Source organism: Streptomyces sp. NPDC020489, assembly GCF_044386545.1.
In the GTDB taxonomy this organism is placed as follows: domain Bacteria; phylum Actinomycetota; class Actinomycetes; order Streptomycetales; family Streptomycetaceae; genus Streptomyces.
Map to the genome: position 1 here is coordinate 94883 of NZ_JBIRUZ010000002.1, position 24213 is coordinate 119095.

Sequence of the window (24213 nt, forward strand, 5' to 3'; positions counted from 1 at the left end):
ACGGCAGTCGGGCCCTCCGGATTCCGGCAGGTATCAGCCTCAGTACGTCAGCGGCTTCACGATCCGTCGGCATCTCACGTCCCCCGCAGTCACCTTCCTCAACTGCCATCCGGCAGAAGACCTGACACGCCCACAGATAGCTCTCAGCCCTCAGGCCTAAGGACGGGCCCAAGTTGAGAGACGGTTACATCACGGCATTCGGGTCGTCGAGTTCGTTGAGTTTCCGTTGGACGCGCTGCGCGTCGGTGTCGCGGCCTTGCTCCTGATACAGGTCCAAAGCCTCCCGCCATACCGCCCGGGCCTGGTCGTGTTGTCCGAGGGTGGTGTACGGATGGCCGACACCCTCGAGGGTGTCCGCGACTTGGTACGTATGGCTGAGACTGCGCCTCAAGGTGAGGGCCTGGTGGTAGTGGTCGAGGGCCTGTCGGTGCTCGCCCGTGCGGTGGGCGATGAACCCGAGGCTGTCCAGTGTGGCTGCCTCGCCGGTGTAGTTGTGGCTGTCTCGATGCAAGGTGAGGGCGGCGCTGCAGTGGTCGCGAGCGGTGTCGAAGTCGCCGAGGCGCGCGGAGTACCAGCCCACCTGATTGAGCGTCTCGGCTTCTCCTGTCGATTGGCCGAGGGTGCGATAGAGGGCGAGGGCGTGTCGGGCATGGTTCAGGGCCTGTTGGTCCTCGCCCCGGAGCTCCCAGGCGGCCGCGAGGACCCGGTGGGTGTGTGCCTGTTCGGTGAGGTCGTCGTGGCACACGGCCAGTTCGAGGGCCTGGTCCAGGAATCGAGTGGCTTCCTCGTGCAGGCCCAGTCGGGAATACGCGCGGCCGAGGAATCGGTAAGTGCGGCTGCCGATGCCGGGATCGGTTAGGTGAGCGGCGGCGTCCAGCGCGGCTTGCCACGAGGAGAGCGCGTCGCGCCGGTGTCCCCGCCGGTAGTGGAACGTTTCGAGTGCCCAGGCGAGGTGCCAGACGGCGCGGTAGCGGTTGAGGACGGCACTGGTGCGCTGGGTGGCGAGGAGGGTGGCGTGTTCGGCCTCCAGCCAGGCAATCGCGGCCGCGGCGTTGGGCAGCGGTTGCGGGTGGACGCCAGGTGCGGGCGGTTCGGGCTGCGCGGGCTGGCGGTGGGGATTCAGGAGGCGGTCGGCGGCGTGGGCGGTGTGCAGATGGAATTCCGTCACTCGAACTAGGGCCGACTGCCGCACGTCGTCGGGCAGTTCGCGGGCGGCGGTGGCGGCGTAGTCGCGGACCAGATCGTGCATGAAGTAGCGATCGCCCGGACGCCGTTCGACAAGAGACGCCTCCTCTAGCGCGGACAATGCCCTGCGTGCACGAGCCGGGGGCAGGGCCGCGAGGGAGACGACGGCCGGCAAGGTGGCATCAGGGCCGGGGGCGATGCCCAGCAGCCCGAACAAGGTGCGTTGCTCGTCAGCGAGGTGGCGCAGGGACCAGGATAGGACGGTGGGCAGGCTGGACTCGGGGTCGTCAGAGTCCAGAGCGTCGAGGCCGAGGTCGCGCAGTTCGGCGACGAGGTCCTCCAGCAGTTCGGGGTGGGTCCGTACCCGAGCGGTGATCAAGCCGAGCGCCAGCGGGAATCCGCCGCACAGACCGATGAGCTCGGTGATCGGTCCGATCGTGTCGTCGCTGGGGCGGGTGTCCCCGAGGGCTGTGTTGAGCAGGGTGCGGGCTTCGGTGTCGGTCAGCACGTCGACGTGCACGGGGCGGGCGCCATGACGGGCAATGAGGCCACGGAGCCGGTCGCGGCTGGTGATCAGGACAGTGCAAGTGGTGCCGCCGGGCAACAGCGGGACGACTTGGTCAGGGGTGGCAGCGTTGTCGAGCAGGATGAGCATCCGCTTGCCGCTGGTGTGGGTGCGGTACAGCGCGACTCGGGCGTCGAGGTCTGCGGGTTGGTGATCGCGGTCAACGCCGAGGGCGGCGAGGAAGTCGGCCAGCACATCGGCGGGGTGGCGCGGCTCGCCTGGGCTGAAACCGCGCAGGTCCACCGAGAGTTGCCCGTCAGGGAAGTGGTGCAGGTTGCGATTGGCCCAGGTCAGGGCGAGCCAGGTCTTACCGATACCGCCGGTGCCGCCGATCGCGGAGATCACCGCCGTTCCCCCCGCCTCGTGGCCGCCGTGCAGGTCCACCGCACCGTCGGTGGCGGGCAGGAGGCGGTCGAGAGCGGCGAACTGATCGGTGCGGCCGACGAACCCCGCTGGGGCTGCGAGCAGCTGGCGCGGAACCGCACCCGCCGCCATGGCCGATGGGGCTGTGTAGCGGGCCAGCAGTTCGGCGGCGAACGCGGCGGCGTGGCGGGAGGCGACCGGCTGCCAATGAGCGTCGGCGGCCTCGGTCTTGCCGGAGAGCAGGTCGGAGATGCCACGCACGACCAGTGCCTGCACGGTGTCGTTGACGTAGGCGCCGTGCAGGAACCCGTGGCCTTCCATCTCCACCGCCGCGGCGTCCCCGCAGTGCCGGTTGAGGAACTGTGCGGTGGCCGAGTTCTCATCGGCGACGACCTTGCCGCCTGCCGCGATCGGCTTGACCACCGCGTTCGGCGGGTTCTCGGGTTCGGCGGGCAGGATGCGGTGCTGCCAGCCGCCATCGCGGGCGAGTTGTCCGGCGCGGCGCAGCAGGCGGTGGGACGGCGCGGTGGTCTTGATGCGGGGCAGGTAGTCCTCGGCAGTGTCCTTGCCGGATTCGTAGTCGTAGATGGCATCGGCGATCACGACGTCGCCCAGGGCGACGTCCTTGCGGCCACCGGCCACCCCGACGAACAGCACGAGCGTGGGTTGGAACACCGCGATGGCGCGATCGAGTTGGATGCCGGCCTGGGTGTTGCCGGCACCGGTCTGGGTCAGGGCGACCGTCCAGCGGCCGCGGTCGGTGGAGAAGGTGCCGATCTGATAGATCGTGCCGCGTTCCTCCCGTTCGCCGAACGGGCCCTCAAGGTGCTCACGGACGGCGATGTACTCGATGTCCAGGGCGGTGCAAATCACCACGGTGCCCAGCACGTTGTCGCTGCTCATGGTCCGTTTCCCCTTTTGCCTGTACTGATCGTTTCGGCGGCTTCGGCTCTTCTTCATCGCGTCGGACGGTCGGCGTGTGAGGGAGGTATAGCTGAGCAGAGAGACGATGTCGGGCTCAGGAACTCTTCTGGTCCGGGTGACCACGCGGGACGGCGGTGTTGTCGCGTTGGATCGCCGTGTGCAGCCTCGAGGTGCCTCGCCGATGGCAGTCGCCGGGTCATCCCCGTCCCACAGCCCTGTCCCAAACAGCCCGACCCGAAACCGATCGCGGTATGGGGTCTGTCCCGCCGCGCAGTACGTACGGCCCGCCGAAGTTCACCGCGCGTGACGGGCGGGCCAATTGCACCGGCACTGTGAAAGGCGGCCAGGTGTGGTCGGGGCTACCCGTCTCTGCCGTGGCGGTAGAACCTCCACGTCGTGTACAGGTCGGATGTCGCCGCTCCTCGGCGCCCGTCGGCCGCTGCGGCGCCCCCGTCGAGATCCTCCACGGCCCACCTGGGGCGGTTTCGCAGGGTCCGTTGTACGGGGAGGCCGGCCCCGCGGCTCACCCTTTCGAGGGAGGCGGCTCGGGTGGGCTCGGCGCAGACGTGCGGGAGAGGGTGTCCTGCAGTCGGACTTCCCGAGTGATGTGCCGGGAGTCGTCGATCGCGAGCACGAACGTGGCGCGGCGACCGTCTGAGCACTCCCCCGCCGCGGGTCGGAACGCAGACGCCGTGCCGTGCCGACACGATGACCGTGAGCATGATGAACGGCGCGAAACGGTCGGCCTCCTCCCTGTCTCGCACCGCCTCATCGCACCGCCAGGACGAACCCCCGACCAGAAGCTGGACCTCCGAGCCCGGTCCCATCACGCCGCCGATGAGTCCCGCCCCGCAACAGGCAGGCATCGACGGCGCTCTGTCCTCGCCACGATCGTCGTCGCTTTCCTGACGGTTCTCGGTCTGATCACCGCGTCCCCCGCACAGGCGCTCAGCGGTGATCTCCGCATGCACGACCCGAGTGTCATCAAGGTGGGCAGCTGCTACTACGGCTTCTCCACCGGATTCGAGAACGACCCGCTCAACCCCAGCGGATCCATCACCCTCCGCAAGACGTGCGCCGGCACCGCGGCCTCCGGATGGACCAAGGTCGGCAACGTCTGGTCGTCGACCCCGTCCTGGATCACTGCCAAGCTCGGTTCGACCCCGCCGAACATCTGGGCTCCGGACATCAAGTACTTCAACGGCGTCTACCACCTGTACTACGCCGGTTCGCTGTAGGGCTCGAACTACGCGGTGATGGGCTTGGCCACCGCCACGAACATCGAGGGCCCGTGGACCGACCAGGGCATGGTCACGGACGTCAACTACCCGATCGACCCCAACGTCGACTGGGGACCGGACGGCCGGCTGTACATCTCCTGGGGCTCCTGGACCGGCAGCGGCACGTACATGCACGTCCTCGACCAGAACACGGGCAAGCTGTCCACCACCGACAACAACCTGTGGCACATCGCCGTCGGCATCGAGAACCCGACGATCATCCTCAACGGCGGCTACTACTACCTCTTCGGATCGAAGGGCCTGTGCTGCAGCGGGACCAACAGCACCTACTACACCGTGGTCGGCCGCTCCACCAGCCTCACCGGCCCCTACCTCGACCAGAACGGCACCGACATGGCCTCCGGCGGCGGGACCACAGTCCTCACCGGCGCCTACCCCAAGGTGGCCGCCGGCGGTGCCGACGCCTACGCCGACGGCACGTCCAAGTTCCTCGCCTACCACTACTACGACGGCGACAACTCCGGGCAGGAGACCCTCGACATCCGCCAGGTGACCTTCGCGAACGGCTGGCCGGTCCTCGCCAGCCCGCTCGGCGCCGCGAACAACCACCTGCTGAACCGCAACAGCGCCAAGTGCGCGGACGTCTGGTCCCTGAGCACGGCGGACGGAGCGGCGGTGAACTCCGGCAACTGCAACTCCGGGGCCAACCAGAAGTGGGTGCCCACCGCCGTGGGCTCCGCCTACCAACTCGTCAACGTCAACAGCGGCAAGTGTCTGCAGATCTCCGGCGCCTCCACCGCCGACGGTGCGGTGGCCGTCCAGTCGACGTGTACCGGGGCCTCGCATCAGCTGTGGACGAGGACGGCGGTGATCGGCGGCTACGTCACCTTCACCAACGTGCGCAGCGGCAAGTGCCTGGAGGTCGCCGGGGCGTCGACCGCCAACGGCGCCGCCCTGGACCAGGCAGCGTGCACCGCCGGCGCCAACCAGCAGTGGATGGTCGTCTGACGCACAGGGCCACCGCCGACCGACGGGGACTCCGGGCCTGGCAGGCGAGGTCTTGACGAACGGAACACTCCGGCGGTCAGGGGGCGCGGGTCGTGTGGCGGTGGCCCGTCGCGGTCAGCTGACGGCGGAGGAGGCTGGCAGCTTCTGGTCGGAGGCCCAGGAGGCCAGGATGAGCAACCGTTCGCGCGGGGGAGGAGCTGCTCATGCGAGAACTCCTTTGTTTCGCTGGGGTGTTGGAGCACACCGTCCGGGGGCACGCACCGGTCAGCGCGAGTCGGAGCCGGGATACGGTCGTCGGGTGGTGGTGGTCCCGGTCGGCAGGGTGCTCACGCCGCCGTCGGGCCACTCGATCCGTCCGGTGGTCCCCGTGGGCACGGTCGTCTCCACGGTGAGATGCGCTTCCCGCAGCTCCCACCGGATCGGTGTACGTCCCCAGCGCCGCATACCTCACGAACAAGGACCCCAACCTCCTCGTCGCGCACCTCGACCGCTGACGGGCACCCTCCACTCCCCCGGGGCCCCTGGAAACGGACATGCCCGAAACCCCGCAGGCCGGCACCGGCATCTCGGAAGACCTGCCGTCTGTCCCTCGTCCTAATCCTGGGCTCCCTGACTGCACTCGGGCCGCTCCCCATCGACCTCTTTCTGCCGGCCCTCCCCCAGGTCAGCGCAGACCTGCACGTCTCACAGACCGTCACCCAGCTCACCCTGACCGCCTTCATGATCGGCATGGCGGCGCGACCTGTACGACGGGCTCGCCGCCACCGCTACCTTGATGACCGAGACCCGGCCGGCCACTCAATGACGGCACGGCGGGCTGACCACCACGCTGCACACCATGCGCCACCTGCGCGGAGATGGCCAAGCTCCGCCGGAAGATGCACCGCCGCATGCTCGGCAACGGCTACCGCGCTCGTCCCGTCGAGATGGACTGCCACTTCGAGTCGATCTGCGCGGCCTGCACGTTCTTCGTCACCACGATCGGGTTTCGGCCCACTCTCGAACGCCGGCGAGACGGCGCCGTCGCCAAGCAGGTCGTACGCAAGCAGATCTTCGACAGCGTGCTGGCCCGTCTCGACGGAGAAGCTGGATGACCACGCCCCGCGTCAGGGCCATCGGAGAGACAATCAACTCGCTGGATGCTCCCACAGGTCGGCTGCCATGCTCCACGGCGTGACGTCATTCCACTCGCCAAGGAGATTCGAAGTGACCACGCCGACTGCGGTCGAGGTCCCAAAGCCCCTGGCGGAGTCATACGCCAGAGGCTTCGGCGCGGCAGGCAGGGCCTGGGTCGCCGCACTCCCCGCGCTGGCTGCTGACCTCCTGGACCGCTGGGAACTCAAACGCGACGGCGAGACCAGAGCCGGGGAAGCCTCGCTGGTGCTGCCGGTGCTGCGCAAAGACGGCACGCGGGCGGTCCTCAAGTTCCAGATGCCCAGGGAGGAGACCACCGCCGCACTCATCGGGCTACGCACCTGGAACGGCGAGGGGATGGTACGACTGCTCGATCACGACCCCGAGAGCAGCACCATGCTGCTGGAGTGCCTGGACCGTGCCCGCACCCTGTCCTCGATCGAGGACGACGACGTCGCGATGACCATCCTCGCCCAGCTCCAGACCCGGTTGGTCTCCGTCCCCGCTCCGCAGGAACTACGACACCTCAGCGACATCGCCACCGAGATGCTACAGCAGGTCCCGCACGCGATCACGGCTCTGGCCGACCCCGGCGACCAGCAACTCGTACGAGGCTGGGCGTCAGCCGTGGCCGAACTCGTCAGGGAACCCGGCGACCGGATTCTCCACTGGGACCTGCACTACGACAACGTCCTCGCCGCGGAGCGCGAGCCGTGGCTCGCCATTGATCCCGAGCCGCTCGCCGGAGATCCCGGCTTCGATTTGTGGCCAGCCCTGGACAGCCGGTGGGACGACGTCGTCGTGAAAGGTGACCCTACGCGCGTTGTGCGACGCCGCTTTGACATCCTCACCGAGGTTCTCGGCCTGGACCGTGGGCGGGCGGCGGGCTGGACCCGGGGCCGGCTGCTGCAGAACACCCTTTGGGACATCGCTGACGGCGAGACTGCGCTGGCACCGTCCTCCATCGCCATCGCACAATCCCTGCCGAACCGCTCCCGGTCCCGTGGAAACTGAAGATCCACAGCTGATTCCTCACACCCCCTAACCGCACCGCTGCGCTCGACCAGGCCCCAACGAGAGCGTGTTGCCAGCTCCTGGGCTTGACATCGAGACCTGCAACGAAGGGGCTGCCGCTCTGGCTGGTCGAGGATGTCCGGCGCGTTGGCCAGAGTCACCGAGGTGTCGGCCAGGAGCGAGACGGCGTACAGGTGCGGAGCGGTGTTCTTGCAAGCAGTGTCGCGGGCCGCAGCAAAGGTGGCCGCCTGTACTCGATCAGCGCCCCGGGTGCCGTCCCGGTCTCCGTGAACCTTGCAGTCCGCGGCCCACCAGGCGTCATGGACCGGGGTCAACGTGCCCGCGGACTTCGCCTCTTCCAGGGCGGTCGCGCCCGGGAAGCCACAGGCCACCGAGACCGCCCGCTTCCTCGCACAGCCCGGAGGCCGCGTGCCCTTCGACCAAGATGGCCTGCATGCAGCCTCCCTGAGGCATGCCGGGATGATCAAGGCGAACCGATACGAAGGGCAACAATTGCGCAGCGTGGATGCACCACAGAACCTGTGCCGAAATCTGAGTCGGGGCAGCGCCCGGGGTCTTGCGGCTGGCACCTCGGAGTGTTCGCCTGCACGGTGTCGGGACGCTTGTGGGTGTCGACGGGCTCATCGCTGCCGCGTTCGCGGGGCCGGGGGGGCATATCGGACTTGTCGTGGGCGGGCCCGAACCGGAATGATCCTCGATCATGCGTCTCGACGAACTCAACGCTGTTGAACGCCAGTTGTGGAACTCCTTCGCCCAGGGCCGCGCTGTCGATGTCCGCGACACCCCGGAATCGCCGGAACCCGCGGTGCGGGCCGAGGTCATTGCGGCGCTGCTGCTGGGTGCCGGTACCGATACCGCCCCGGGCGACCGCCCGGCCCTGCTACTGACAGGCGCCCGCATCACGGGCAGGCTGGATCTGCAGTTCGCCGAGATTCCCGTGCGGGTCATGCTGGACGAGTGTCGCTTCGACGAAGTGCCCCTGCTCCGGGGGGCGAGAATCCGCGAGCTGGCCCTGACCGGATGCACCCTGCCAGGTCTCGCCGCCGATACCGCCCAAGTCGACGGCCGGCTGGTTCTGTCCCGCTGCAACTTGAGCGGGCCCCTGGTACTCACCCGCACCCAGATCCACAGCGACCTCGACCTCCGCGACACCGTGATCACCGCTCCCGGTGCCGAGGCGATATCGGCTGTCCGCCTCATCGCGGGCGGCGACGTGCTGTGCACCAACCTGGCGGTCCGAGGAACTTTCCGCTGCTCCGGCGCCGCCATATCCGGCGAGTTCGACCTGGAAGGCGCTTTTCTGCGCAACCCCGACGGCCACGCCCTGGACGCCTACCACGTCCAGATCGCCGAGGACTTCACCTTCCACCCGGGCTTCAGCGCCGAAGGACGGATCATCCTCTCCGGCGCCACGGTCGAGGCGGCGATCGGATTCTGCGGGGCTCGGCTGGACAACGCCGGCGACATTGCGCTGGAGGCCATTGACGTCAACGTCTCCCGCAACTTCGACCTCGACCACGGGCTCCGCGTCGACGGCGGCATCAAACTCGACGGCAGCAACATCGGCACGCAGCTCAGCTTCCGCGATGCCACGCTGACGAACCCCGGCGGCACTGCCCTGTCCCTGCGCCTGGTCCAGGCCCGGGAGACCGATCTGCGCACCCAGCAGCCGATCGCCGGCACCGTCGACGCGACCAACGCCCATCTGGGCACCCTGTACGACACCCCCGGCACCTGGCCCGCCGACCTCCGACTGGCCGAGACCACCTACGACGCCATCGCCAGCCCCCTGTCGGCCGCCGAACGGCTCGACTGGCTCCGGCGCGGCACCGACACCTACCTCCCCCAGCCGTACGAGCAGCTCGCAGCCGCCTACAGACGGCTCGGGCACGAGGACGAAGCACGCACGGTGCTCCTCGCCAAGCAACGCCATCGCCGTGCCCTGCTCCCCTTGCACACCCGCCTGTGGGGTTACATCCAGGACGCGACCGTCGGCTACGGCTACCGGCCACTGCGCGCCGGCCTCTGGCTCACCGCTTTGCTCGCCTGCGGCGCACTCTTCTTCACGGCCCACCCTCCCGCACCCCTCGAGGCCGAAAAGGCTCCGCCGTTCAACGCCGTCGTCTACACGCTCGACCTGCTCGTCCCGATCACCGCCTTCGGACAGGACGTCGCCTTCGCGCCACGAAACACTGGGCAATGGCTCGCCTACGCACTGACCGCCGCCGGGTGGATCCTGGCTACGGCCGTCGCCGCCGGCATCTCACGGGCGATCAACCGCCAGTGATTGTCTTGTGTCTGGCGGAAGAGTGGAGGAAGCAGACCATCGACCAGACTGCCGACCACCGGCCCCGACCAATGGTTCCGATCCGACAACGTGCGCTCTGGGTGGGCCTGGTACGGCCCATGATCGGGCCGTACAGGCGTCCCGGCGCTGCTGCGCAATCCGTGCACATGACCGACTGCGCAGCCCGGCCCGCGCCCTGCGCGCACCGCTGTGCACTCCGCGAAGCGGTGGGCGGCCAGTCCGGCACGGGGGCGCGCTCCTGCTTGCCCGATCGGCGCCACGCGGTGTCCGACACGGCAGACGGCGTGCTGCGCGACCATCTGAAGCAGAGGAGCGAGTTCAGAGCTGGGTTTCGCCTCCGTCCACGGCCAGCTCGATGCCGGTGGTGTACGTGGCGTCGAAGGCGAGGAACGCGGCCGCCCTGGCGAACTCTTCGACGGTGCCGTAGCGCTTCATGGGGTTGCTCGCGGTCCGCTCCGCCCTGAACTGCTCAGCGGCCTCTTTGGACAAGTTCATCGTTTCCAGAATCCCCGAGTCGATGGGACCCGGGCTGATCGCATTGACACGGATTCCCCGGGGCAGCAGCTCGCGGGAGAAGGTGCGGGCCATCGAGCGCAGCGCCGCCTTGCCGGCCGCGTAGACGCTGGTGTCCACCATTCCGATGACGTTCGCGATCGAGGTGGTGAGGACGATGCCGGCGTTCGCGCTCAGCAGCGGAGCGAGCTTTTGCACAGTGAAGAAGGCGCCCTTGACGTTGATCGCGAACAACTCGTCGTACATCTCCTCGGTCGTCGACTCGAGGGGCGTGAGGGCGGATATGCCGCCGTTGACGAACAAAGCCTCTATCGAGCCGAGTTCGCTCTCTACACGGTCGGCGAGCATATCCAGGTCGGGCAGTGAGGCGACATCCGCCCGGACGGCCACGGCATTCTCGCCGAGCCGCTCGCGTGCCGCGTCGAGCTTGCCTTGAGAACGGCCGGTGATCACCACGCGGGCTCCGCCTTGTACCAGCAGCTCCGCCAGCGCGAGCCCCATGCCGCTGCTGCCACCGGTGATCACCACGTTCTTGTCGCTGTACTGACCCATACCGAGGGTGCTCCGTTCCATCATCAAAGACATGTCGATATATCTGGGATGTCGCCGATCATGAGGCGAATCGGTCGAGGGTTTCGATCGTCATGTCGCCTGTGGTGACCGTGCGGATGTGTTCGCTGGCGAGCAGGGCGTGCGGATTGCCGAGGTCGATGGCGCTGACCTCTTCGAGGCGGGCAAGCTGGGAGGGAGTGAGGTCGACTTGCAGGGCGCCCAGGTTGTCCTCCAGCTGTGCGAGGGCGCGGGCGCCGATGATGGGTGCTGTCACGCCCGGGGCGTTCAGGGTCCAGGCCAGTGCAACCTGGGCGGGTGTGCGGCCCAGCTCCGAGGCCACCTCCTTCACCGCATCGGCGATGGCGAGGTTGCGGTCGGTGACCCATCCCAGGGCGACGTTGAGGCTCTTGCGGTTGCTGGCGGTTTCGCCGGCAACGGAGCCCGCCGGGTTCTGGTCCTCCCGGCTGTACTTGCCGGTGAGCACCCCGCCGCCCAACGGGGAGAAGGGGACCACGCCGAGTCCCATTTCGCGTGCCATCGGGATCAGGTCACGCTCCGCGGTGCGTTCGATCAGGCTGTACTCGGTCTGAAGGGCGACCAGTGGGGACCAGCCGCGCAGGTCGGCGATCGCCTGCATGCGTGACACCTGCCAGGCCGGGGCGCTGGAGATCGCCACGTACAGCACCTTGCCCTGCCTCACCAGGTCGTCCAGGCCCCGCAGGATCTCCTCCACCGGTGTCCTGAAGTCCCATACGTTCACGTAGAGCAAATCGATGTAGTCGGTGTTCAGCTGCCGCAGACTGGCTTCCACCAAGGCCAGCATGCTCTTGCGGTGGGTACCCCCGGAATTCGGGTCACCGGGCCGGCGCAGCGTCGAGTACTTCGTCGCCAGCACCGGTCACGCGGACACAGACATACGACATCCCGGCCGTCGTCGTGACCGAAACCGTCACGGAGGGGTCCGCGGAGGATGACACCGGCATCGAGCAGGAGCCGGCGGTGCCCGAGCCGGAGGCAACGCAGCCGCCGGAAGACGTCTACTACAACAACTGTGACGAGGCGCGGGCTGCGGGAGACGCCCCGCTCGACGTGGGCGACCCCGGATACGACGCTCACCTCGACAGGGATGGCGACGGAGTGGCCTGCGAGCCCTATGCCGGTCCATGAACCAGCGCGCCCCCCTCTCCCCCCAGCATGCCGTCGCCCGGGGCATCACCAGCCCAAACTCAGGGCCCAGGTCAAGGGCTTCGGCCCAGGTCGAGCTGTGCCGGCGCGGTGACCGCTCAGTCGGTCAGGTCGCCAAGGAATTCGGCCTGACCGAGACCGCGGCGCGGGGCTGGGTCAGGCCGAGGTCGACGCCGTCGATCAACCAACACCCGAGGTCACACCACGAAGTGGGAGACGGCCAGGCTCCGGGCCCAGCGTTCTACGCAGCCCGGCCGCTTGAGGTGGTGTAAGCATGTCCATTCGGAGGATGAGCCGACATCGACGACGGGGAATACGTATCTGTGGGGGACACAGCCAGCCAAGAGGCGCTCGACGAGCTGCTGCGGGTGGTGCACCGGCGCCGCCGGCCCGCAGACGTGCTGGAGTGGCTCGGGCAGCGGAGCGGAGCTGATGCCGGGTGGTTCGGCCCCGACGGCCGAGTTCGCATCGCAACAGCGGGCTTCTCATTCGGTAGGGCCCTGGAGAGGGATGTGGCGCGGCTGATCGACGGCTCGCTCAGCGCCGCCACCATGTACCTGGCGGAGCGGGAGGTACGCCTTGAGGCATTTGGACGCCGTGCCCCGCGTTCGGTGCTGGTGACGGTCAGTACGTCGGGGCTGTCGCGAGAGGCAGCGTCACTCGCCTCTCACGCCGGTGGACTGCTGCAACTGCTCGACGAGGCATCGGCAGCCACCGGCAACGCGCGTGCGCACGGCGAGAGCGCGCGGGTGCTGCGATTCGCCGTGCTGACCGCGCTGATGACCGGGGACGTCACCCTGGTGCGGCGGATGACCGGTGCCGCGCCCCCGCCTCTGTTGGAGGCCGACAGCGTGCGCGTGCACCTGCTGCACTGTCCGCCTGACGATCGGGAGCGACTGGTCAGGACCTATCAGGACGCGTCGGGGTATCACGGGGCCGGTCTGATGGTCCGATGCCCCGCCTTCGAGGATCACTTGATCTGTCCGATCGCGGAGGACGCGGGTCCGGGCGATCCTCTGCGGGGCGGGGAGGTGCTGCGCGAACTGGTCCGCGACAACCCTGACTACGCCCTTGGCGTCAGCAGAGCGCACCCACTGGCCGCCACGGGTGCGGCGTACAGCGAGAGCCTGCATGCGCTGGCCGTTGCACGCAACTCCCATGACCGGCTTGCTGTCTACTCCGGTCGGCCCTCGCTGGTACGCGTGCTGCCGCAGGAGACGGCGTGCGCTTGGTCTCGCGCCGTTGTCGCGCCCCTGCACGCCGAACCCAAACTGACCATGGACATCATCCGCCTGGCAGTGACCTTCCCCCGATCCGCCGTGGCCCGTCTTCTCAATCTCAGTCGCACCACTGTCGTCGCGCACTGCCGCCGAGCGGAGCGTGCCCTTGATCGGGACCTCGGCCAAGTCCGGGTCCGGGCCGAACTAGACCTCGCGCTGTCCCTCGACAACGTGGCGCCCGGGCCCGCGGTCGCCCAGCAGGCCACGCCGACATTCGATGAACTGCTCACCACACCGGCCGCCATGGCCTGGGCGGCCACCTTTCTGCATCCCCTGACAGATCCTCAGCGCAGCGATCTCGACGTCACTGCGAGGGCATGGATCGACCACAATACGGACGCCCAACGAACGGCCGAGGCACTCTCACTGAGCCGCAACACCGTACGAAGTCGCCTCCGGGCCGTCGAACGCCTCCTCAACCGGGACCTGTTGACGACGGGATCGGGTGTCCATGACCTCGTCCATGCTCTGACGGCGACTGGGCATCGTGCACAGCCAGGGAACGAAGGTGGTCACCGTGCACCGTGGCCCAGACGTCACAGCTCCACCTAGCGTGATCGCAAGGCCTGATGACCGCATCACGCGCAGAACGCTGTAGACCGAAGGAAACCCGCCATGCTCAAGAGCCGCTCCTGCACGCGCACAACGCACAAGATCGCACAGTCCTCCCTCGGTGTTGCGGCCGCTCTCGCCGCGATTCTCTTCTCATCGGCTGCCGGCGCAACTCCATCGCAAGCTGCCTCCGGCCAGCCACAACTGCTCGACGCCAATCCGACCGAGTACTACTACATAGACCCCCCTCTGCGGGCGCAGGCTCGGGTTGACTGGTGGGATTTCCATCCGGACACACTTGCCGATCTGGACGATTTCTACCTCTACGACACCCTCAGCGACGGCCACGGCGTCTACGCGTCATTCCACCACCCGAACGGGGAGACGTATTCAGCCACAAACACCAACGGAGCAGGCGGCAACGAAGTTCACCTGGATATCCCTAATCTCAGGGACAACACGACAGGGAAACTCAAAATCTGCTTGACGGAGAACGGTAGGCCGATTTCCACCCTGTGCCATCCATGGAACATCACTGAATAACTCGAGAAAGGAAAGCCGGGCATGAAAAACCGCATCAAGACTGTCGTCACGACAGTCGCAGGAATAGCCCTGGCCATAGGCTCGCAGAACCCCGCATTAGCGGCCGGGGACACTCCCCATGGCGCACAGTACTCACCCATTGGCGGTGGAGGGGAGATCGTTTGGAATGACTACATCCCTCCTCACCCGACGGATGACGCGGACAGTTTCACCGTCTCCGACACTCGCGAAGACGGCCACGGAGTATTCCTGAGAGTCGATCACCCGAACGGTCAGACGTACTTCAAGGCATTCAATCACGGCTACGGGGGCGGTGGCGTCGATTTCAAGCCTCCCAACCTCGCAAACGGCCAAAGCATGTGGATCGAATACTGCCTCAGCGAGAAGAGCCAGCCCATCCAATCCACGTGCGCGACGTCGTTGATCACTGAGTAGTCGACAATTCTTGCCGTGACGAAAGGGGCGTAACCCGGGAACACCCTCGATGCATTGTGAAAGCGTTGACGGGTGGTGCGGGCGCTTCTCGTGATCGGCCGGGAGTGATCACGTGACGGCGAATGCCTGCGCCACCACGGGAACATGCACCGGTACGAGAAGGCAGTGGACGTCGATCAGGAGACCGTCGGGCGACGACCAGCACGGCTGGGACGACATCCGCTGAAGACGTTCATGGAAGCGGCCAGTCAGTCGGCGAAGGTGCCGATCAGTCTCTGCGGGGTGATCCTGATGACCACCCGCACCACCTCCGCCGGCAGTTCCAGGTACTCCTCCCCCGCACCGGCCCCCTCATACTGCTCGGCCAGAGCGACGGCCAGCTCCCGGCCCAGGTCCTCGACCACCGTCGCGGTGCCGCGCACCTCCAGGTATCGCAGCGGATCGGCCCGGTCGTAGACCGTCAGGCTGACGCGGCCGTCGCGCTCCACGTTGGTGACCTTGCGGCGACCGGCAGCCGACGAGAGCAGCAGCTCATCGCCGTCCCGGGCGACCCAGACCACCGAACTCTGCGGACTGCCATCGGGGTTGACGGTCGCCAGCACCGCGGGATTCACATCGTCAAGAAGCCTGCGGGCAGCATCGTTCAGCTGAATCGTCACGCCCGCGACCCTAACCAGGCCACCAGACTGTGTCGACCGAGATATCCCGCATCCATACGCACGCCCAGCGCCTGCTACCGACCAAGGTCCCAGGCCGCAAGACGACGGCCCGCACCGCCGCTTCATCACTGCGGGCGGGCCGTCGTGTCGATCAGATGGGCTCCGCGTGGCAACCGGCAGCACGGGAGCCCGCGCCCGTCATCAGGCCGTCACCAGTTCCGCTGAAAGGAACCCTTCCAGGGCCTTCCGCGCGCGGCGGTCGAACTCAGCGTACTGCGCCTCGCGCTCGGTTCCCGCGACGGCGTCACCGATCAGCAGGTTGCCCTCGGCGTCAATGCGCTGCGGGCGCTCCTCGGCGTCGGGGAGCAGGGCGACGGAGGAGTAGGAGAATCCGCAGTAATAGGCGATGCCCTCGCTCAGGTTGGTCTCCAGCACGCCCTGCATTCCCTCGGTGATGGGGTCGTCGGAGGTGGCGCCGGCCAGGCCCAGCCACAGCATGCGCTTGCCCGCCAGGCGGGGCTTGCTGCGGCCGTAGGCGAATCCGTAGTTCCACACGCGATCGATCCAGCCCTTGAGGAGGGCGGGCACGCTCTGCCAGTACACGGGGAACACGGCGACGATGACATCGGCGTCGAGAACACGCTGCATATGGGCCCGGACTTCGTCCGAGTACGGCTTCTCCCGGTTGCCCCAGTCCGGCTGGTCCGCCACGTTCATCCGCGGGTCGAACCCTTCGGCGTGCAGATCGAGCAGGTCGACGCGGTATCCGGCGGTCTCGAGTCGCGCGGCCGTACGGCGGGCGGTGTGCGCGGTGAGGGAATCGGCCCGATGGTGTGCGATGACCACAAGGGCGGTCCGGGCAGCGCTGCTGCGGTGTGACACGGGTTCTCCTGGCTGGTCTCGGTGAGTTCGACCAGTCCAGTACACCCTTGATCATTTAGATGATCCATGGGAGAAACGCTCCGCTGCATAGGAGTTCGTCTACGCTCTCATCCGTGGATCCTTTGAGTGCGCTTCTCAGTGGCATCCGGGCCGAGGGCTCGGTCGTCAGTCACGCCGTGCTGGAAGCGCCCTGGAGCATCCGCTTCGCCGACGGCGCCCCGCTCACGATGGTCACCGTGCTGCGGGGCGGTGGCGTCCTGTTGCTTTCCGACGGTGCCGAACAAGCGGTCGGCGTCGGCGACACGGTCATCGTGCGAGGCCCCGACACCTTTCATCTCGTGGACCAGCCTGCCACCCTCGACCGCCCACACTTCGAGTACGAGATCGCCTGCTTCGCGGCGGATGCCGAATGCACTGCCCAAGACCTCGGCGGCATCCGTTGGGGCAACGAACCGGACGGAGCAACCGCGCTGATCGTGGGCGCCTACCGCGCCTCGGGCCATCGCCATGAACGGCTTCTGCGTGCGTTGCCGCCCGTACTCGTGGTCAACGAGGACACCGAAGTCTGCGCCTGGCTGGAGACGGCCGCCGCTGATGCCGCCCAGCGGTCGGCCGGCTCCCAGGCCCTGATGGACCGGCTGCTGGACTGGGCCCTGGTGTGCACGCTGCGTACCTGGTTCGACCGGGCGGGCCCAGAAGCCCCCAACTGGTACCGCGGACTGTCCGACCCGGTCCTCGCCCCGGCCCTGGAGGCATTCCACGCCCGGCCCTCCAAGGGTTGGACGGTAGAGGCGCTCGCCACCGAATCCGGTGTCTCCCGGGCGCTGTTCGCCAAACGCTTCACCGAGGTGATGGGTCGCCCACCGTTGGCTTACCTCACCGAATGCCGCATGGACGAGGCCGCGACACTCCTGTCCGACACCGACTCCTCCATCGCTCTGATCGCCAAGTCCGTCGGCTACGCGGATGCGTTCGGCTTCAGCGCCGCCTTCAAACGCCAACGGGGCGTGAGCCCCAGCGCCTTCCGCGCCGCGACAGCCCCTGACAGGGCGCCACGTCCCTCCCGGCTCGGTTCATGATCGCTCGTTCGGGGCTGTCCGGCACCTGCCGATCGTCGAACCGGTGTGGCATGATCCGCTGTCATGCCGTCGACTCGTGCACGCGCCTGGTGGTCAAAAGCCGTACGGGGTCTGCTCGTTGTCCCCCTCACCGTGCTGGTGACGACAGGCGCCACCAGTGCGTCGACGGCACCGGCAGCGGGTGCGGATGCCGCGACACCCGACCGGCTTCGCTACGACGTGGCCCTGCGCAGCGACCTCGACGGCTCCCACTGGACAGGCCGCCAGCGGGTGTCGTTCAGCAATGTCTCCAGCCGGCCCCTGCGTGAGGTGTACGTACGCCTGTGGGGCAACGGCGAGGACACGTGTGGCCCACCCGGCAGTCCGCGACCGGTCGAGGTGTCCCACCTCCGCGGCGGCACGGCGGACCAGCTCACCGAGAACTGCACCGCACTGCGCATCGTTTTGCCGAAGCCCCTCGCACGCGGGCAGCGGACGGTCCTCTCCTTCGACGTCTCCATCACCGTCCCCCAACGCAACAGCCGCTTCGGCCGCGAAGGCGCATTCCGCTTCCTGGGCAACGCGCTCCCGGTACTCGCCGTGCACGACACGACCGGATGGCACCTCGACCCATACGTCTCGACCGGCGAGAGCTTCTATGCCCTGGCCAGTGACTTCCATGTGCGGCTCGATCACCCCTCAGCCCTCAAGGTTCCAGCCACGGGCCACACTCGTACCAGTCCCGGCGGACCCGGTCGTACCGTCACGCACAGCACCGCGCACCGGGTCCGGGACTTCGCGTGGGCAGCGGGCCCGTTCCGCACGGCGACGGAAACCTCGCCGGGTGGTGTGCGCGTGAAGATGTACTGGGCGCCGAACACGCCCGCGGCGGGTGTACGCCTCAATCGCCAGGACGGCGTCGCGGCCGTCGACCGGTTCGGCAAGGAGTTCGGCCGCTACCCCTACGGCGAGCTCGACCTGGTGATGACCAAGGACTTCGGTGGCGGTATGGAGTATCCCGGCCTGGTCCTCCTGGGCACCACCGAGGACGGCAGCGCCGTCGTCCACGAAGTGGCGCACCAGTGGTGGTACGGCATTGTGGGCAACGACCAGTACGGCTCACCCTGGTTGGACGAGAGTTTCGCCCAGTATGCCAACGCACGTTTTTACGGCTGGGACACACGCGCCTGCTGGTCGGAGGTCGACTGGTCGAGCGAGGACGCCGCGATCACCAACTCGATGGCCTACTGGAGTACGCATCCGGGCGAGTACCACCTCGTCTACACTGCCGGCCCCTGCGCCCTGGCCGACCTGGAGCGCACCATCGGAGCGGACACGATGAGGCGACTCCTCCGTCTCTACGCCCACGACCACTGGTACGGCATTTCCACCACCGCCGACTTCAAAGCGGCCGCGCAGTCCATGACCGACCACGACCTCACCCCCTTCTGGACGGAGCATCGCATCCGGTGAATCGACTGCTCGCCGCGAAACCGACGCATCACTCAGGGGACGTGGTGGGTGCCGGCCGCACTCGACAGGCGGGATGCCGAACAGGCCGCACAGCGCATCGTCACCTTCGCGATCGGTTCCGCCCTCGGGCCGGACCCGGCCCGTATGTGTCCTTCGGCCTCCAGTCGCTTCTCGACGGTGTCAAAGCCGGACTCGCCACCCGTGCCTGACCCGCCAGGCAGCGGAGGCCGACGGTTCAGCGGGACCGGCTGCGTAAGGTCATCCAGGACAGTGAGCGCTCCACGAGCCCCGACGGGGCATGCGTGAGGTGGCCGGCCGCCTGGCAGGCAGCCCGCAGGAATGCTCCGCCATCGGTCGGTTCACGCCTCCAGCGCGCTCAGGCGTCGTCACCCAGACGCTCCAGCCCGCTGATGAGCAGGCCGAGGCCGAAGGAGAACTCGTCCTCGATCGGAACGGGCAACGACGTGGCGACAGTGAGAGTCGCGGGGTACAGGGCCGGATCCCCGCTCGCAAAGACGCCGGCCTGCTGTTCGCCCTCCGGCCCCGCGGTGCCGTGCCCGTCGGCCTGTACGGCGAATCCGGAGAACATGGAGGGTGAGGCTCGCGTACGCGCGGGTGGCCCCCGGGGCGGGAGGCCGCTGTCGAGCAGCACCGCGGCGCAGCGCTCGCGCAGGGCCATGGCGTTCGGCCCCAGGGGGATCTGTTCAACCAGCGGGCGCGCGGCGTTCCGGTGTCGGGACAAGGCGTCGAACATGGTGTGTGCGACCGCCCGCACCGCTCCTGACCGGCGCTCCATCGGATGGACACGCGATGTCACTGGCGGTAGAAGCCCGGAACACGACGCGACCCAGGTGCCAGACGCCGAGGACTGGCAGGAGCCGAGTCAGCGGTCGACCAGCCGGGCCCGCGGAACCTCACCCGGGGATTGCGCGTCGGTGTCGTCGGCGCCGACCGGGCCACGGGGAAGCATCCGGTCCAGCCACTTCGGCAGCCACCAGTTGCTCCTCCCGAGGAGTGTCATGGTCGCCGGTACCAGCACCATGCGGACGACCGTGGCGTCGATGAAGATCGCGGTGGCCAGGCCGAGCCCGAACATCTTGGTGGAGGGGTCCTCGGCGACGGCGAAGGACAGGAAGACCGCCACCATGATGGAGGCGGCCGAGGTGATGATCCGGGCGGTGCGCGAGACGCCCTCGACGATCGCCGTGCCGTTGTCGCCGGTGCGCAGGTACTCCTCGCGTACGCGGGACAGGAGGAACACCTCGTAGTCCATCGACAGGCCGAACAGGATGGCGAAGAGGAACATCGGGATGAACGACACGATCGGAACCGTCGCTTCCAACCCGATGAGTGCGCCTGCCCAGCCCCACTGGAAGACCGCGACCATGATGCCGTAGGCCGCGCCGATGCTCAGCAGATTCAGCAGTACCGCCTTGAGCGGTACGACGACCGAGCGGAAGACCAGCATCAGCAGCAGGAACGACATCGCCAGCACGGCGGCGACGAACATCGGCAGACGTTCGCTGGTGCGTTGGCCCACGTCGGACAGGCTCGCCGCGGCGCCGCCGACGTGGGCCCTGGCCGGGCCGTGCCCGATCGCCGCCGGCAGCACGTCGGTGCGCAGCCGGGCGATGGTGTCGGCCGTGGCCTTGTCCTGCGGGCTGGTGGTCGGGAACACCACGAGGGTCGCGATGCCGGTGGCCCGATCGATGTGCGCCGGCGCGACGGAGGCGATGCCCGGATCCGCCGAGACCGCCCCGACGAGTCGGTCCAGCGCTCCCGGATCGCCGGCAGGGTCCGCGGCGATGACGAGGGGACCGTTGGTGCCCGGGCCGAATCCCTCGGCGACGAGGTCGTAGGCGCGGCGCTCGGTACGGCTCTGCGGCAGTGAGCCGTCGTCGGGCAGGCCGACGCGCAGGCCGAGCACGGGCAGCGTCGCGGTCAGCAGCAGCGTCGCCGCGCCGACCGCGTACAGCACCGGGTGCCGGTTGACGTGCCCGATCCAGCGCCGCCAACCGGCGGCGGGAGCGGAGCCGGCCGCCGGGCCCGGCCGCCGTGCGCGCAGGCCCGACTTCCTGGTGCGCAGAGCCCGGCCGATCCGGCCGGTCCGGCCCAGTCGCGGGCCCGCCGCGCCGAGGAAGGCCGGCAGCAGCGTCACCGACGCGAGCACCATCGTCAGGACCACGATCGAGACGGCCATCCCGCCCACCGTCATGAACGGCACGTTCGCGACCGCCAGACCGAGGATCGACACGACGACGGTGCCGCCGGCGAAGACCACCGGCCGCCCCGCCGTGGCCACCGCTCGTCCGGCCGCCGCCTGCGGATCGAGCCCGCACGCGAGGTACTCCCGATGCCGGGCGAGCACGAACAGCGCGTAGTCGATGCCCACTCCCAGCCCGACCATGCTGCCCAGGACCGGCGCGAAGGTGGGGACCTCCGTCACCCCCGCCAGCAGCGTCATCGTGGCGACCCCGACGGTCAGCCCGAAGACCGCCATGCCGACCGGCAGCGCGGCGGCGACGAGCGAACCGAACGCCAGGAACAGGATCGCGGCCGCCGCGAGGAGGCCGATCAGCTCACTCGCGCCACCGCCGGAGTCGGAGAAGGCGTAGAAGAGACTCCCGCCCATCTCGATGCGCAACGGCAGCTCGGCGCGCAGCCGTTCACCGAGATCGACGAGGGCGTCGAGGTCTTCGGCCGACAGCCGACTCTGGTCGGGGTACTGCACCCGGACGACCGCGATCCGCCCGTCGGCCGAGACGAGGCCGCCGCGCACGGCGGAGTCCCCGCCCGCCTCGAGCGCCCCCGCCGGGTCGCTCGTGCCGAGCACGTCCGGCAGCCGCTTCACCTCGGCCCGCAGCCGCGTGAGTGCGGTGCGCGCGCCGTCGTCGTCGTCGAAGAACGTCGCACCGTCGTCGAGAGGGGTGAGGACCACTTGGGCGGTCATCCCCTCCTCGCCGGTGCCTGCCCGCTCGATCAGTTCCGCGGCCCGCCCGGAGTCCAGTCCCGGAGCGGTCATCGAGTCCGCGGTGCGCCCGCCGAAGGCGACGGCGGCGAGGACGGCGAGCGTGGCGGCGATCAGCCATGCCGCGATCACCCGCCAGGGATGACGGGCGGCGCCTGCGCCCAGGCGCAGCAGGGCATTCGAGAGCATCGGGGTCCTCCAACCACCTCGTCGGCCGTCCTTGCACGGCCGTCGAAGCCGAGACTCGCCGCCATGGCGCCGCGCGACATCGGCCCCCGGGCCGCGGATCCCTCGCCCCCAAGTCGGAGAGACGACCCGTCCTTTCGGCCGATGCGCGGCACGCCGTGGTCCCTAGGCTGAGAACCGTGCTCCGAGACGACCTGCGAACCCTGTGGACCGAACCCCGGCCACCCGACGCGCCCGCCCGGGTCCGGCGGGACTGGGCGCTGCTCGCCGCGGGCCTTGCCGGGGTGGCGCTGGAGGCCGCCCTGCGCGAGAACGTCGTGTGGCGGCCGATGGCGGTGGTGTTCGCCGTATGGCTGTGCCTGCTGCCCCTGTGGCGCCGGACCCGCCCGCTGACGATGGTGACGCTGGCGTTCGGCTCGGTGGTCCTGCTTCAGGCGGCCTCGCTCGTCGCCGCACCGCGCGAGCCCGTCGGCCTGTACACCGGCGCGATCGTGCTCGTGCTGGTGTACGCGCTGCCCCGGTGGGGATCGGGACGCGAGATCGTGCTGGGCGGCGTGGTGATCCTCGCGGTCGGCGCGCTGTGTTCCGTCACGGACGAGACCCCGGTCGTCGAAAACGTCGTGGGCCTGGTCTTCCTGCTGCTGCCCGGCGTGGTCGGGGCCGCCGTGCGGTTCTGGGTGACCGCTCGCGAGCGGCAGGTGGAGCAGGTGCGCTCCCGCGAGCGCGAGCAGCTCGCCCGGGAACTGCACGACACCGTGGCCCACCACGTGTCGGCCATGGTGATCATCGCCCAGGCGGGCCGGGTGCTCGCGGACACCGACCCGTCCGCCGCCGTCGAGGCGCTGGAGGGGGTCGAGGAGGAAGGGGCGCGCACGCTGGAGGAGATGCGCGCCATGGTCGCCGCGCTGCGCGACCGCGGGCTCGGCGCCGAACTGGCACCCCCTGCCGGAGTCGCGGATCTGGAGCGCCTGGTGCGCACCCCAGGCGGTCGCCTCAGGGTCGACCTGGGGCTCGACGGCGAACTGGACGCGCTGCCCCCGGCTGTGGACGCGGCCGTCTACCGGATCGTGCAGGAGTCGGTGACCAACTCGCTGCGCCATGCGCTCGATGCGACCGAGCTCGTCGTCCGGGTCGCCGCGGAACGGCACACGGTACGGGTGAGCGTGCGCGACAACGGCCGGCGCACCAGCCGGGGCCGCGACGGATACGGACTCACCGGACTGCGCGAGCGCGCGACCCTGCTCGGCGGCACACTACGAGCCGGCCCGGAAACCGACCGGGGCTGGCATGTCGAAGCCGAACTGCCCAGAGCGAGGAGCGAGAGCGATGCCCATTCGCGTCCTCGTCGCTGACGACCAGACGATCATCCGCAACGGGCTGCGGATCATGCTGAACGCCCAGCCCGGCATCGAGGTGGTCGGCGAAGCCGCCGACGGACGGGAAGCGGTACGCCTGGCCCGCGAACTGCGCCCCGACGTCTGCCTGTTCGACATCCGCATGCCCGCACTCGACGGGCTCGAGGCCACCCGCCTGCTCGCCGGCCCGGGCGTCGCCGACCCGCTGGCCGTCGTCGTCATCACCACCTTCGACCTCGACGAGTACGTCTACGGCTCACTGCGAGCCGGCGCCCGCGGATTCCTCCTCAAGGACACGGGACCGGACCTGCTGGCCCAGGCCGTACGGTCAGCGTCCGACGGTGAGGCGCTCATCGCGCCCAGCGTCACCGTCCGCCTCCTCCAAACGTTCGCGGACCTGCCCACCGGCCGACGCACAACCCAACCGGTCTCCCCCGTCACCGCCCGCGAGGAGCAAGTCCTCCTCGCCGTGGCCCGCGGTCTGACCAACACCGAGATCGCCGACGCACTGCACATCAGCCTCAGCACGGTGAAGACACATCTGGCCAGCCTGATGGCCAAACTCGGCGCCCGTAACCGGGTCGAGATCGCGATGTGGGCCTACGAAACGCGCCGCATCCTCCCCGGAACCTGAGCCGCCGCCCGGCCGAAGTCGCCGCGAGTGTGCCCGTGGCCCGAGCAGCGGCGGCGCGGACTGACTGCCCCGGCAACTCGGCGCAGCTCTGAGGGAGTTCGCGAGGGCGGACGGCGGACACCGGCATGCGCGTCTCCACCCGTGTCTGCACTCGCCCAGTGCGATGGATCCATGG

Annotated in this window: 20 protein-coding genes; 13 read left to right on the forward strand and 7 right to left on the reverse strand. The window is 68.7% G+C overall.

Annotated features, from left to right (window positions below):
• Window positions 1-184 precede the first annotated feature (184 nt).
• Complete coding sequence (locus tag ACH41F_RS04580; RefSeq protein WP_398832909.1) at window positions 185-3073, reverse strand: tetratricopeptide repeat protein; 2889 nt, start codon at window positions 3071-3073, stop codon at window positions 185-187.
• A gap of 929 nt (window positions 3074-4002) precedes the next feature.
• On the opposite strand from ACH41F_RS04580, the gene ACH41F_RS04585 reads away from it, so the two are divergent.
• From ACH41F_RS04585 to ACH41F_RS04605, 5 genes are all read left to right on the forward strand, one after another.
• A complete protein-coding gene (locus ACH41F_RS04585) occupies window positions 4003-4275 on the forward strand; it encodes a family 43 glycosylhydrolase (RefSeq protein ID WP_398832912.1) in 273 nt (90 codons plus the stop codon).
• A 24-nt stretch (window positions 4276-4299) separates the two neighbouring features.
• Window positions 4300-5286, forward strand: coding sequence for an RICIN domain-containing protein (locus ACH41F_RS04590; protein WP_398832914.1), 987 nt, complete (start codon window positions 4300-4302; stop codon window positions 5284-5286).
• Window positions 5287-6143: 857 nt separating this feature from the next.
• Window positions 6144-6380, forward strand: coding sequence for a hypothetical protein (locus ACH41F_RS04595; RefSeq protein WP_398832917.1), 237 nt, complete (start codon window positions 6144-6146; stop codon window positions 6378-6380).
• 112 nt (window positions 6381-6492) lie between these two features.
• A complete protein-coding gene (locus tag ACH41F_RS04600) occupies window positions 6493-7434 on the forward strand; it encodes an aminoglycoside phosphotransferase family protein (protein WP_398832920.1) in 942 nt (313 codons plus the stop codon).
• Between the two features lie 721 nt (window positions 7435-8155).
• The gene (locus ACH41F_RS04605) at window positions 8156-9742 is read left to right on the forward strand and encodes an oxidoreductase (protein ID WP_398832922.1); all 1587 of its coding nucleotides are present in this window, start codon (window positions 8156-8158) and stop codon (window positions 9740-9742) included.
• Between the two features lie 339 nt (window positions 9743-10081).
• Here ACH41F_RS04605 and ACH41F_RS04610 read toward each other — a convergent pair whose 3' ends face one another.
• Both ACH41F_RS04610 and ACH41F_RS04615 read right to left on the reverse strand, forming a co-directional pair.
• Entirely contained in the window at window positions 10082-10828 is a 747-nt protein-coding gene (locus tag ACH41F_RS04610) for an SDR family oxidoreductase (RefSeq protein ID WP_398832925.1), read from the reverse strand.
• A 58-nt stretch (window positions 10829-10886) separates the two neighbouring features.
• Window positions 10887-11723 (reverse strand): aldo/keto reductase, encoded by an 837-nt coding sequence (locus ACH41F_RS04615; protein ID WP_398832926.1) that lies wholly within the window; start codon window positions 11721-11723, stop codon window positions 10887-10889.
• Between the two features lie 41 nt (window positions 11724-11764).
• On the opposite strand from ACH41F_RS04615, the gene ACH41F_RS04620 reads away from it, so the two are divergent.
• The 4 genes from ACH41F_RS04620 to ACH41F_RS04635 all read left to right on the forward strand — a co-directional run bounded on the left by ACH41F_RS04620 (window position 11765) and on the right by ACH41F_RS04635 (window position 14823).
• Entirely contained in the window at window positions 11765-11995 is a 231-nt protein-coding gene (locus ACH41F_RS04620; RefSeq protein ID WP_398832928.1) for an excalibur calcium-binding domain-containing protein, read from the forward strand.
• Between the two features lie 530 nt (window positions 11996-12525).
• A complete protein-coding gene (locus tag ACH41F_RS04625; protein WP_398832929.1) occupies window positions 12526-13845 on the forward strand; it encodes a helix-turn-helix domain-containing protein in 1320 nt (439 codons plus the stop codon).
• Window positions 13846-13908: 63 nt separating this feature from the next.
• Window positions 13909-14388: a hypothetical protein gene (locus ACH41F_RS04630; protein ID WP_398832931.1), complete on the forward strand. Its 480-nt coding sequence runs from the start codon at window positions 13909-13911 to the stop codon at window positions 14386-14388.
• 21 nt (window positions 14389-14409) lie between these two features.
• Complete coding sequence (locus ACH41F_RS04635; protein WP_391237417.1) at window positions 14410-14823, forward strand: hypothetical protein; 414 nt, start codon at window positions 14410-14412, stop codon at window positions 14821-14823.
• A 248-nt stretch (window positions 14824-15071) separates the two neighbouring features.
• On the opposite strand, the gene ACH41F_RS04640 is transcribed toward ACH41F_RS04635, so the two are convergent.
• Together ACH41F_RS04640 and ACH41F_RS04645 are read right to left on the reverse strand one after the other, a co-directional pair.
• Window positions 15072-15482 carry a TIGR03618 family F420-dependent PPOX class oxidoreductase gene (locus tag ACH41F_RS04640; protein WP_391237420.1) on the reverse strand — a complete coding sequence of 137 codons (411 nt, stop codon included), beginning with the start codon at window positions 15480-15482 and terminating at the stop codon, window positions 15072-15074.
• A gap of 201 nt (window positions 15483-15683) precedes the next feature.
• The gene (locus ACH41F_RS04645; RefSeq protein WP_391237423.1) at window positions 15684-16364 is read right to left on the reverse strand and encodes an NAD(P)H oxidoreductase; all 681 of its coding nucleotides are present in this window, start codon (window positions 16362-16364) and stop codon (window positions 15684-15686) included.
• Window positions 16365-16423: 59 nt separating this feature from the next.
• On the opposite strand from ACH41F_RS04645, the gene ACH41F_RS04650 reads away from it, so the two are divergent.
• Together ACH41F_RS04650 and ACH41F_RS04655 are read left to right on the forward strand one after the other, a co-directional pair.
• Window positions 16424-17443: an AraC family transcriptional regulator gene (locus tag ACH41F_RS04650; RefSeq protein ID WP_398832936.1), complete on the forward strand. Its 1020-nt coding sequence runs from the start codon at window positions 16424-16426 to the stop codon at window positions 17441-17443.
• 63 nt (window positions 17444-17506) lie between these two features.
• Window positions 17507-18895 carry a M1 family metallopeptidase gene (locus ACH41F_RS04655; protein ID WP_398832938.1) on the forward strand — a complete coding sequence of 463 codons (1389 nt, stop codon included), beginning with the start codon at window positions 17507-17509 and terminating at the stop codon, window positions 18893-18895.
• A gap of 376 nt (window positions 18896-19271) precedes the next feature.
• On the opposite strand, the gene ACH41F_RS04660 is transcribed toward ACH41F_RS04655, so the two are convergent.
• Both ACH41F_RS04660 and ACH41F_RS04665 read right to left on the reverse strand, forming a co-directional pair.
• Window positions 19272-19691 (reverse strand): TetR/AcrR family transcriptional regulator C-terminal domain-containing protein, encoded by a 420-nt coding sequence (locus ACH41F_RS04660; protein WP_398832941.1) that lies wholly within the window; start codon window positions 19689-19691, stop codon window positions 19272-19274.
• Window positions 19692-19778: 87 nt separating this feature from the next.
• On the reverse strand, window positions 19779-22052 hold the full coding sequence (locus ACH41F_RS04665; protein WP_398832943.1) for an MMPL family transporter: 2274 nt from the start codon (window positions 22050-22052) through the stop codon (window positions 19779-19781).
• A gap of 176 nt (window positions 22053-22228) precedes the next feature.
• On the opposite strand from ACH41F_RS04665, the gene ACH41F_RS04670 reads away from it, so the two are divergent.
• A complete protein-coding gene (locus tag ACH41F_RS04670; RefSeq protein ID WP_398832945.1) occupies window positions 22229-23401 on the forward strand; it encodes a sensor histidine kinase in 1173 nt (390 codons plus the stop codon).
• Window positions 23376-24038: a response regulator gene (locus ACH41F_RS04675; RefSeq protein ID WP_398832947.1), complete on the forward strand. Its 663-nt coding sequence runs from the start codon at window positions 23376-23378 to the stop codon at window positions 24036-24038. The genes ACH41F_RS04670 and ACH41F_RS04675 overlap by 26 nt, the downstream gene beginning before the upstream one ends.
• Window positions 24039-24213 lie beyond the last annotated feature (175 nt).

Bases quoted from the DNA above. Each gene is read 5' to 3' on its own strand.
- ACH41F_RS04580 (WP_398832909.1), bottom strand. From the start codon at position 3,073: ATGAAGAAGAGCCGAAGCCGCCGAAACGATCAGTACAGGCAAAAGGGG.
- ACH41F_RS04585 (WP_398832912.1), top strand. From the start codon at position 4,003: ATGCACGACCCGAGTGTCATCAAGGTGGGCAGCTGCTACTACGGCTTC.
- ACH41F_RS04595 (WP_398832917.1), top strand. From the start codon at position 6,144: ATGGCCAAGCTCCGCCGGAAGATGCACCGCCGCATGCTCGGCAACGGC.
- ACH41F_RS04605 (WP_398832922.1), top strand. From the start codon at position 8,156: ATGCGTCTCGACGAACTCAACGCTGTTGAACGCCAGTTGTGGAACTCC.
- ACH41F_RS04610 (WP_398832925.1), bottom strand. From the start codon at position 10,828: ATGGGTCAGTACAGCGACAAGAACGTGGTGATCACCGGTGGCAGCAGC.
- ACH41F_RS04630 (WP_398832931.1), top strand. From the start codon at position 13,909: ATGCTCAAGAGCCGCTCCTGCACGCGCACAACGCACAAGATCGCACAG.
- ACH41F_RS04635 (WP_391237417.1), top strand. From the start codon at position 14,410: ATGAAAAACCGCATCAAGACTGTCGTCACGACAGTCGCAGGAATAGCC.
- ACH41F_RS04650 (WP_398832936.1), top strand. From the start codon at position 16,424: ATGATCCATGGGAGAAACGCTCCGCTGCATAGGAGTTCGTCTACGCTC.
- ACH41F_RS04655 (WP_398832938.1), top strand. From the start codon at position 17,507: ATGCCGTCGACTCGTGCACGCGCCTGGTGGTCAAAAGCCGTACGGGGT.
- ACH41F_RS04660 (WP_398832941.1), bottom strand. From the start codon at position 19,691: ATGGAGCGCCGGTCAGGAGCGGTGCGGGCGGTCGCACACACCATGTTC.
- ACH41F_RS04665 (WP_398832943.1), bottom strand. From the start codon at position 22,052: ATGCTCTCGAATGCCCTGCTGCGCCTGGGCGCAGGCGCCGCCCGTCAT.
- ACH41F_RS04675 (WP_398832947.1), top strand. From the start codon at position 23,376: ATGCCCATTCGCGTCCTCGTCGCTGACGACCAGACGATCATCCGCAAC.